The sequence below is a fragment of the Salinispora goodfellowii genome (genome assembly GCF_059570675.1).
Genome location: NZ_JCANTD010000004.1, coordinates 1 through 6,375, shown reverse-complemented (window position 1 = coordinate 6,375; position 6,375 = coordinate 1). Strand labels below are relative to the sequence as shown.

The window sequence follows — 6,375 nt, the reverse complement described above, 5'->3', positions numbered from 1 at the left end:
CGGCGTTTTGGTGTATGAGGTCGGTGCGGCCGTCGCCGTTGAAGTCGCCGGTGATGATGCGTGGGGCCAACGAAGTGCTCCAGCCGCTACCCACTGCGACATCTGATCCAACGAACAGTCGGTTGTCCGCCGACAGGTCGCCGGTGCCGTGCCAGCCCCGGAGCGTCCCACCGGGATTCTGGTTGATCAGGTCGGAAATGCAGTCACCGGTGTAGTCCCCGAACTGGACAACCTGGCTCACCTGAGTGTCGGTTGTGGCCCACCCCGCTGCGTTGCAGCCGGATGGGGTGTTTTCCTGGATCCAGTCGGCCAGGTCGTCAACCCTGGTGCCAGTCGCGCCGTCCTGGGTTGTTGTCTCGCCCAAGCAGCCCTTCTGCCAGGACGTGTTGTTGATCGCTACGAGCTGCGGGTCGCCGTCGTTCTCTCGGAATACTGGGCCTCCCGCGTCCCCTTTACAGATCGTCGCGTCAGCCGTGGCGCCATCAATACTGATGAGTTCGGGATCAACTTCCGAGACCGTGAATGGGGCAGCATGTAGCCGGTTCGGCACCCACTCGGTCGCGGTCCGACCGTACCCGGAGACCGTGAGTGTCTCGGCGGAAGCCGGCTCAGCGGCAGCAATCGGAATAGCCGGGATCTCGACCATCCGCCTGGCAATCCGAACGAGGGCGAGGTTGCGCTCCGGGTGTGGGACGAGCGAGACCGCCTGGGTTTCGTAGCCGGTAGGCGCTGTTAGGTCCGTACGACCAACAACCACGGTCGTTGGTTGGGTGGGCGCCCCGGCGGCAAGGGGCGCTCCCCCCTCGACAAAACAGGTCTTCGCGGTTACTACCCAATTCGGTGCTATCAGGGCTCCGCTGCACGCAGAGGTGTCGCCAAAAGTGATTTTTGCGGTAAAGCTGTGAACGCCGTCTGGGACCGGATCGCTCCCGGCGACCGCGCTGGCTGAGCCGCCGCTCAACAATCCGGCAACCAGTGTGGTTCCGAGTAACGCTGTGCTCCAACGGCGTCGGTGATGTGGTGACAAGAGTTCTCCCGTGAGAGGTGTGGGTGGCATGGAGGAACAACCTCCGATCCTCGAACGCTGGCGAGGATTTTTGGCGCATTCCTCAGTCAGTTTAGATCACATCCCTAAGAATTTTGTGCCCCACCTCGAATGGGCCTATGGTCAAGGTTCTTATCCCTTTGATGCAATTTTCACTATAGTTGGTGTGAAGTTATATTGAGTCCCAGGTTTAGGGCTAAGTGGGTCAATTAGGTCGGAATGGGTTGGCCAACTGATCGGACTGCGCCAATCCCTGACATGGTGGGTCCGCAGCTGACCGCCGGCATGTGGAGGAGTGGCCAGATGAGGCCGCGGCCACCGGAGACCAGTTCTATGCGGTCGCCGCTGCTACCCGACGGCAGGGCGCAGCTGTGCAGAGCGCCGCCGGCGGGCGGACCGCCAACCCGACCGACCGCCGTTGTGGCCGGACGCGCCAACCTTACAGAAGCGACCGGCTACGAGGTTTCGGCCGTCTCGATCATTCCGCATCCGGACCGGAATCTTGCCCTCGTCCAACTGCCCGTGCCGGTGTCCGAGGTCCCGGCTGTTCCGATCGCCACCAGTCCGGCCGCCCCCGAGACGCTCAAGATCTCGGGGTACGGCCGAACCGCGACGGAGTGGGTACCGAACCAGTTGCACGCCGCATCATTCACGGTGCAGGATGTCGAACCTTCACTCATCGATGTTGTGGGTGCCACCGATGGCGCGACGATCTGCAAGGGTGACGCGGGTGGACCCATATTTCGGGAGAACGACGGCAACGCGCAGCTGGTGGCGATCAACAACACGTCTTGGCAAAGGGCTGCTTGGGGGAGAACGCAACTCAGGACGGGGCGACCGGTACCCGGATGGATGATGTGACAGATTGGATCCTGTGGAACCCCTGTAACGCGCCGGGCTGGACCAGCACCGACAATCCGCAGCCCGTGGAGAGCAACCAGCGGGTCGGCAACAATAGGGGTGTCCAGAACCTGGCGCTGAGCGACTACGACGCCGATGGGCGCAGTAGCCTCGCGTTGTGTCACTCGAACCCGGCGGACGGATCGGCCTGGTGGATTCAGCACCTACACCGTCGGCCTACCCGACAACAGCATCCATCTCGGAACCAACGCCACCATTTCCGGACCAGGAGCTTGGGTGGGCTCACCGTCGGTGGGCCCACCTAGTGAGCCAGTTGTCCGCGACCAGCGCCGCTGACATGGTGCTGAGCTACCTCGCGCCGGTCACGGCCTGCGGCGACGCGACGGACACGCTGATCATCCCGGATCGCGGATAGCCAGTCGGCGGAAGGAAACTCGATACCGCAGCACGAACATCCCGTGCACCCGACGGTGACGGCGGCCGGTTGGTCCGACCGCCGTCACCGCGCCGGGTCACGCCAGGCGGACGTTATCCGCCTGCGGGCCCTTCTGGCCCTGGGTTACATCGAAGTCGACCTTCTGGCCCTCGCTCAGCTCCCGGTAACCGCTCATCGAGATCGACGAGTAGTGGACGAAGACGTCCGGCCCCCCGCCATCCTGCTCGATGAAGCCGAAGCCCTTTTCTGCGTTGAACCACTTGACGGTGCCGGTTGCCATGCATCTCTCCCTGTTCCAAGCGGGCGAACCCCGGCCGGCGGCCGATGATCGCCCGGTACCTTCCCGACAGTAGCGGGCCGCGCGCCAATCTGCTGGACGAAGTGCCGTAGGCAACGAAATGACCGGTCCGGGGCGGACCTGCCAAACACCGCACGGTGGCCTACCAGACTGGGGCATGCTGCCCCGGTGGGCGTAGCCGCGACCGCGTTGGTCGACCTGGAACGGGAGATCGCTGCGCCCGGCCACGGCCTGGACCGGCTGCGACTGTTACCCGTACCGTTCGTGCCCGAACTACGCCTGCATCTCGCCGAGGACCCGATCGTCTGGTGGGCGCGGATGGAAGCCCGAGCCGGGCGCCCGCTGCCCCCGCCGTACTGGGCGTCGGTGTGGCCCGGCGGTCAGGCCCTCGCCCGGCACCTGCTCGACTACCCCGACCTGGTGACGGGTCGCCGGGTACTCGATCTGGCCGCCGGCTCGGGTGTGGTCGCGGTCGCCGCCGCGCTGGCCGGCGCAGCGCAGGTCGTGGCCGCCGACACCGACCCGTACTCGGTCGCCGCTGTCACCGTCAACGCGCGGGCCAACGGCGTGCGGATCGCGGCCACCGACCGGGACCTGCTGGACGACACCCCCGCCGAGCTGGACCTGCTGGTAGCCGGCGATGTCCTGTACGACGGGGCGACGGCGGCGCGGATGCTGCCCTTCCTCCGCCGCGCCGTCGCCGCCGAGGTCGACGTAATGGTGGGCGAGCCGGGCCGTGGGCATGTGCCGGCCCATGGGATGGCGGTCGTCGCCGAGTATCTGGTGCCGAGCACTGAGCCGACCGCCGACTCCCCGGTACGGCGGGTACAGGTGCTGCGGCCACGCTGACGAACGCCGACGCAGACCCTGAGCGGGGAATCAGTGGCAGCTGGGGGTCCCTCCGGATATCCGGGGACGCGATGTGGTCCTACCGTGTTGGGCATGGATTGGCTGGCCCAGCTTGGAGAGCTCCCCACTCTCCTGCTCCTGGGGGCGCTCGGGTTGGTGATGGTCTTCGATTCCGTACCGCTGCTCGGGGTGCTGGTGCCCGGAGACGTGGCGATCCTCGCGGCCGTGGGGGTGCAGGGCCCGACCGCCGGCCTCGCCGTGCTCGGCACAGTGGTCGCCGGCTGCCTGGCCGGCTGGTCACTGAGCTTCCTGGCCGGCCGTCACCTCGCTGACCGGCTGCGGCGCGGGCGAGTCGGTGACTGGATCGGCGAACAGCGGTGGGCGGCGGCGGAGCACATGTTGCGTCGCCGCGGCGGCCAGATGGTGCTGGTGGCGCCCTTCCTGCCGGTCCTCAACGCGTTGCTGCCGCTGGTTGCCGGTGGCTTGCGGATGTCCTACCGGCGGTTCGTGGGCTGTGCGGCGCTCGGTGCGGCGGTGTGGGGCGGGCTCTATCTGGTGCTGGGCGCGGTAGCCCGGTCGATCACCGGGCTGCTGCCCGGCGCACCCAGCCCGATGGTGGTGACGATGGTGGTCGGTGTGCTCCTCGCCACCGGGGTGTTGGCGGTGACCCGGCATCGGTTGTGGCCGGAACTGCCCGACGACGGGCAGCCGGCCCCAGCCGGCTCCCGCCAGGAGGCATCGGCGCCGGAGCAGGGCTCCGGCCCGACCGCGGCTGACGTGTCCGTGGCGCCGGACGGTGGGATACCGGTCACGTCATCAGTCGAGTAGGGTTCCCCGCATCGACGTCGGTGACACTGGGGAGACCGGATGCCCGCGAAGCGTCGTTCATGGTGGGGCTGGGGCTACGTCGAGGACGCGGTCACCGGTGCTGAGGCCGGGCGGCTGGCCGACCGGGTCCGGGCCCTGCTACCCGACGTTGACCTGACCCCGCACGAACCGCCGCCGGTGGCCGAGTTGGACCTGGCGCCGGCGCGGGTCACTCCGCCAGCGACGCTGGCGCACCTCTGCGCGGCTGAGCCGGCCGACCGGGCGGCGCACGCGCACGGAAAGGCGTTCCGGGACGTGGTCCGGAACCTGCACGGCGAGGTACGGCACCCACCGGACCTGGTCGCCCGCCCCACCTCCGAACAGGACGTGGTGGACGTGCTGGACTGGTGCTCGCGCTCCGGCCTGGCGGTCGTGCCGTACGGTGGCGGCTCCTCGGTCGTCGGCGGGGTGGAGCCCCGGGTGGGCGACGGCTATCCCGGCACGGTCAGCCTCGACCTCGGCCGGCTCGACCGGGTGCTGGAGGTCGACCGGACCAGCCGGGCGGCGCGGGTCCAGGCCGGCGTCTTCGGGCCGGCGCTGGAGAAACACCTTCGCCCGCAGCACCTCACCCTGCGGCACTTCCCGCAGTCGTTCGAGTTCTCCACGCTCGGCGGGTGGTTGGCCACGCGCGCGGGCGGGCACTACGCGACGGTCCTGACCCACATCGACGACCTGGTGGAAGCGCTGCGGGTGGTCACCCCCGGCGGCATCAGTCAGTCCCGACGGTTGCCGGCCTCCGGTGCGGGACCGTCACCGGACCGGCTCTTCCTCGGCTCGGAGGGCGCGCTCGGCGTCATCACCGAGGCGTGGCTTCGGCTGCAGGAGCGGCCACGGTGGCGGGCGGACGCGGCGGTGCACTTCGACGACCACGACACGGCCGTCGCGGCGACCCGGGCGATCGCCCAGTCCGGGCTGCACCCGAGCAACTGCCGGCTGCTCGACCCGGCGGAGGCGCTACTGAACGCCGGCACGGCCACCGGCGGCGGGGTGCTCGTGCTGGGCTTCGAGTCCGCGGACCACCCGGTCGGGCCCGCGCTGGACCGCGCCGTCGCACTGTGCCGCGACCACGGCGGGACGCTGCCCGAGCCGCCCCGGGAGCGCGACGCGTCGGAGTCCCGGGGGAGTAGCGCCACGGACACCTGGCGGTCGTCGTTCCTGCGGATGCCGTACCAGCGGGATGCCCTCGCGGCTCGGTCGATGATCGTGGAGACCTTCGAGACCGCCTGCACCTGGGACCGCTATCCGGCGTTGCGCGCCGCCGTGCTCGACGCGGTGGGCGCGGCGCTGCGGGAGGTCGGCGCGACCGGCGTGGTCACCTGCCGGTTCACCCATGTCTATCCGGACGGGCCGGCTCCCTACTTCGGCGTCTACGCCGCCGGCCGGTGGGGTAGCACCGTCGCGCAGTGGGATCAGATCAAGCACGCCGTCTCCGCGGCGCTGCTGGCCGCCGGGGGCACCATCACCCACCACCACGCCGTCGGCCGCGACCACCGGCCCTGGTACGACCAGCAGCGCCCCGAGCCAGTGGCGCTGGCGCTGCGCGCCGCGAAAGGTGCCCTGGATCCATCGTGGGTGCTCAACCCCGGCGTCCTCCTGGACGCTCCGGGAGCCAGCGGCGCGACCCATCCGGCGGCCTGCCCCGGGAGTTCGTAGACCGAGCTGGGCGCTTCGCCGGGGCGGCCTGTGGCACCGGACGCGCTTGTAGCCCGGCCAGCAGGTGTTGGTACAGGGCGGTTGCGTAGTCGGTTGAAGGGTCTGTGAGCTGGGGTTTTTGGCGGCTGAATGGGTGGGGCCGGGTCCATGTAGGACGGGTGCGGCCTGTTCGTGATCATGGTGTTTGCGAAGACAACCGTGATCGAGAACTGGACGCACCCGCTGATGTCATCATCACTGACCGAGATCGTGCTGCCGCAGCGACCCCCGCACCTGCCGTGCCCGACCGTGGTCACCGATGGTGACCGGCGGAGCTTGTTCGTCGCGTTGGCAGCGGTGGACGACCCGCGGGATCCGCGGGGCCGC

Annotated in this window: 6 protein-coding genes and 1 pseudogene; 5 read left to right on the top strand and 2 right to left on the bottom strand. The window is 69.0% G+C overall.

The window, feature by feature from the left end; all coding sequences use genetic code 11:
* Positions 1-1,057, bottom strand: a 1,057-nt coding sequence (locus T398_RS06510) for a trypsin-like serine protease (protein ID WP_496445462.1), incomplete at its 3' end; no start/stop codon positions are given.
* 408 nt (positions 1,058-1,465) lie between these two features.
* Here T398_RS06510 and T398_RS06505 point away from each other — a divergent pair.
* Positions 1,466-1,906 carry a trypsin-like serine protease gene (locus T398_RS06505; RefSeq protein ID WP_496445461.1) on the top strand — a complete coding sequence of 147 codons (441 nt, stop codon included), beginning with the start codon at positions 1,466-1,468 and terminating at the stop codon, positions 1,904-1,906.
* A gap of 512 nt (positions 1,907-2,418) precedes the next feature.
* Here the strand turns inward: T398_RS06505 and T398_RS06500 are convergent.
* Positions 2,419-2,622 carry a cold-shock protein gene (locus T398_RS06500; RefSeq protein WP_496445460.1) on the bottom strand — a complete coding sequence of 68 codons (204 nt, stop codon included), beginning with the start codon at positions 2,620-2,622 and terminating at the stop codon, positions 2,419-2,421.
* Between the two features lie 186 nt (positions 2,623-2,808).
* Between T398_RS06500 and T398_RS06495 the strand changes: the two genes are divergently transcribed.
* From T398_RS06495 to T398_RS06480, 4 genes and pseudogenes are all read left to right on the top strand, one after another.
* Positions 2,809-3,489, top strand: a complete 681-nt coding sequence (locus tag T398_RS06495) for a class I SAM-dependent methyltransferase (RefSeq protein WP_496445459.1) — start codon at positions 2,809-2,811, stop codon at positions 3,487-3,489.
* 93 nt (positions 3,490-3,582) lie between these two features.
* Positions 3,583-4,317, top strand: a complete 735-nt coding sequence (locus tag T398_RS06490; RefSeq protein WP_496445458.1) for a DedA family protein — start codon at positions 3,583-3,585, stop codon at positions 4,315-4,317.
* A gap of 39 nt (positions 4,318-4,356) precedes the next feature.
* Positions 4,357-6,009 carry an FAD-binding oxidoreductase gene (locus tag T398_RS06485; RefSeq protein WP_496445457.1) on the top strand — a complete coding sequence of 551 codons (1,653 nt, stop codon included), beginning with the start codon at positions 4,357-4,359 and terminating at the stop codon, positions 6,007-6,009.
* Positions 6,010-6,180: 171 nt separating this feature from the next.
* A pseudogene (locus T398_RS06480) lies at positions 6,181-6,375 on the top strand (hypothetical protein); the annotation flags it as partial.

Coding starts and splice junctions, on each gene's coding strand:
- T398_RS06500 (WP_496445460.1), bottom strand. CDS start 2,622: ATGGCAACCGGCACCGTCAAGTGGTTCAACGCAGAAAAGGGCTTCGGC.
- T398_RS06490 (WP_496445458.1), top strand. CDS start 3,583: ATGGATTGGCTGGCCCAGCTTGGAGAGCTCCCCACTCTCCTGCTCCTG.
- T398_RS06485 (WP_496445457.1), top strand. CDS start 4,357: ATGCCCGCGAAGCGTCGTTCATGGTGGGGCTGGGGCTACGTCGAGGAC.